The sequence below is a fragment of the Tardiphaga sp. genome (genome assembly GCF_028290495.1).
In the GTDB taxonomy this organism is placed as follows: domain Bacteria; phylum Pseudomonadota; class Alphaproteobacteria; order Rhizobiales; family Xanthobacteraceae; genus Tardiphaga.
Genome location: NZ_JAQGJT010000193.1, coordinates 1 through 2,672 on the forward strand (window position 1 = coordinate 1; position 2,672 = coordinate 2,672).

Consider the following 2,672-nt stretch of genomic DNA (forward strand, 5'->3'; position numbering starts at 1 on the left):
AGCGCATCGGCCTCGCCGGTCTGAGCCTTGGCAAGCAGTTCGGGGCGGCTGCCCGGCGCGAACAGCAGGGTGCGGTAGAGGGGAATTGACGTGGTTGACATGGTTCTCTTTTCGCGTGGATCGATCAGCTACCGCGCCAGACCGGCGCTCGTTTCTCAAGAAAAGCGCGCGGGCCTTCCTTCGCGTCTTCGGTGGTGTAGAGAAAGGCCGCCAGGTCCTGCTCCAGGCGTATGCCGTCATCGAGCGAGAGCTCGGCGCCGCGCTGGATAGCGGCCTTGGCCGAGCGCACGGCGACCGGCGCCTGCGCAGCCATCTGCGCGGCCAGCGCGACGGCCTTGGTCAGCAGTTCGGCTTGCGGCACGACGTATTCGACGAGTCCAAGCGCCAGGGCTTCGTCCGCGCTCACGCTGCGGCCGGTCAGGATCATCTCGAGTGCGCGCGCCTGGCCGATGCGGCGCGACAGACGCTGCGTGCCGCCATTGCCGGGCATCAACCCGCGCTTGATTTCCGCGAAAGCGAAACTCGCGCTCTCGGCCGCGAACACCAGGTCGCAAAGTAGCGCAAGTTCAACGCCCCCGCCGATCGCCACGCCGTTGACCGCGGCGATGATCGGTTTGTCGAAAGCCGCGATGCCTTCCGCCTGGGCCCAACGGAAACGCTTCATCTCGGCGACCGGCATTCCGGCATTGGTCTGCGCAAACCCGCGCAGGTCCATTCCGGACGAAAATGCCGTCTCGCCGCTGCCCGTGAGCACCGCGGCGCCAATCTCGGGATCGCGCCGAAGGGCCTCCAGCGTTTCGCGCAGGTCGGCGCGCATCTGCATGCTGATGGCGTTCATCGCCTCCGGGCGATTCAGGGAGATGATTGCCACCCGACCCTGCACGGACACGTTCAATGTTTCTGGCAATCGCGAAGCGCTATTCATGGAGAACGAGCCCTGTCAGCTTACTTGTTGATCGTCGTCCTGGAACCAAAGCCGCCCGCGTCACGGTCGAAAACACCGCACCTGACACGGGCGTCATGGTGACGTAACTCAAACGATTGAGTGAAGCAAGCGTTTGATTAAAATCGCGGGTGGGCTTAAGGTGCGTTCGGCTAACCAGAGGACAAGACGGGTATGGTGAAAGTGGCCGAGCAATTGGTGGACGTCGCCTCAGGCACGCCTGAACGAATACTCCTGGCAGCGGAAAGGCTTTTCAGCGAGCGCGGCATCGACGCGGTCAGCCTGCGCGAGATCACGGCCGCTGCCGGCGTCAACACCGCGGCCGCGCACTATCATTTCGGCTCGAAAGAGGCCGTGTTGCAGGAACTGTTCTCGCTGCGCGCGCAACCGATCGCAGATCGCCGCGAACAATTGCTCAGTGAGCTCAAGCCCGACAAGTCCGGCCGACCGGTGCTTGAAGACATCCTCGTTGCCTTCCTGCGACCCGGGCTCGAAGCCCTGGGCACGCCCGACGGCATGGCTTTCTCGATGATGCGCGCGCGCATGGCGTTCGAACGCGAGGAGGTGAGACGAGCCGCACTGAGCAAGGCGTTCAACCGGACGAGCGAGATGGCGCTGAAGTCGCTTGCGAAAGCCCTGCCTGACCTGCCGAACCAAACTCTGCATTGGCGTTTTCATTTCCTGCTCGGTTCGATGGTCTACACGATGGCCATGCCGGGCCGCATCGAGTCGATCACGCATGACGGTATCGACACGGTGGACCCGGAAGCCGCATTGGCGGAACTCGTCCGATTTGCCGCAGCCGGATTCCGTGCACCATGAGCGAGAGCGAGATGCATTCAGAGCAGGTAGCCGCCCATGGCTTGTCCACGCGTGTCGACGCCGGCGTCCTGACGCTGTCATTCGAGTACGGTGAGTTGAATCCGGCACTGGTGCGGGCTTTGCACGCCGAGCTTGAGGCAAAAGTGGCGGATGAGCTGGTTCGTGTGGTCGTGTTGTGTAGCGCGACCGGTGGAGTCCGCGGGGCCATGGCGCCTGGTGTGTGCGGCGATCTGGTGCGACTGCTGCGCGACTTGCCGCAGCCGGTCATTGCGAAGCTGCGCGGCGCATGGCATGGCAGCGTGCTCGCACTCGTGGCTGCCTGCGATATCGTCTACGTCGCCGATGACGCCGAGTTCAAATTGGACGAGGCGAACAACGGCACTTTCATGAGCGGGCCTGTGGGACAGGCGGTATCGTCCGTGATGACCCGGCGTTCGGTCAGCCAGCATGCGCTCGACGGTCAGCCCTTCAACGGCATCGAGGCCGACCGCAATGGTCTCGCGACGCTCAGTTTTCCGGCGACCGCCCTCGACCGCGAGACGGATACGCTGGTGGCAGGCCTGCTGGAAAAAGATCCGCTCGCCCTTCAGTTTACCAAGCAGACCCTGCGTCACGTTCCGGGTATGGGGTGGGACGCTGTGCTCGACTACAACGCCGCCAAATTCGCTCAACTCAAGTCGATGCAGGCCGGGAGGCCGTCGGCACGCGCGGCGGCAGTTGAGAGTTTTTTGGCCGGCACCAGCAAACCCGGCCTCGGGAGTTAGCGCATGCTCCAGGTCGAGGATCGCGACGGCGTCCGCCTGATCGGGCTGGACCGCGCTGCCAAGCGGAATGCCATCGGCGTGGAACTGACGCTGGCGATGGAAGCCGAGTTGCTGCGCACCCGCGACGATGCAGCAGTCCATGC

3 protein-coding genes are annotated in these 2,672 nt (G+C 63.9%); 2 read left to right on the top strand and 1 reads right to left on the bottom strand.

Translation table 11 applies throughout. The annotated features are described in order from the left end of the window. Nucleotides 1-124: 124 nt before the first annotated feature. Nucleotides 125-889, bottom strand: a complete 765-nt coding sequence (locus JWQ24_RS27830) for an enoyl-CoA hydratase/isomerase family protein (protein WP_299815638.1) — start codon at nt 887-889, stop codon at nt 125-127. A gap of 228 nt (nt 890-1,117) precedes the next feature. Here JWQ24_RS27830 and JWQ24_RS27835 point away from each other — a divergent pair, with 228 nt between their 5' ends. Then, a complete protein-coding gene (locus tag JWQ24_RS27835) occupies nt 1,118-1,765 on the top strand; it encodes a TetR/AcrR family transcriptional regulator (protein WP_299815632.1) in 648 nt (215 codons plus the stop codon). Next, nucleotides 1,762-2,529, top strand: a complete 768-nt coding sequence (locus JWQ24_RS27840) for an enoyl-CoA hydratase-related protein (RefSeq protein ID WP_299815635.1) — start codon at nt 1,762-1,764, stop codon at nt 2,527-2,529. The genes JWQ24_RS27835 and JWQ24_RS27840 overlap by 4 nt, the downstream gene beginning before the upstream one ends. The last annotated feature ends 143 nt before the right edge of the window (nt 2,530-2,672 follow it).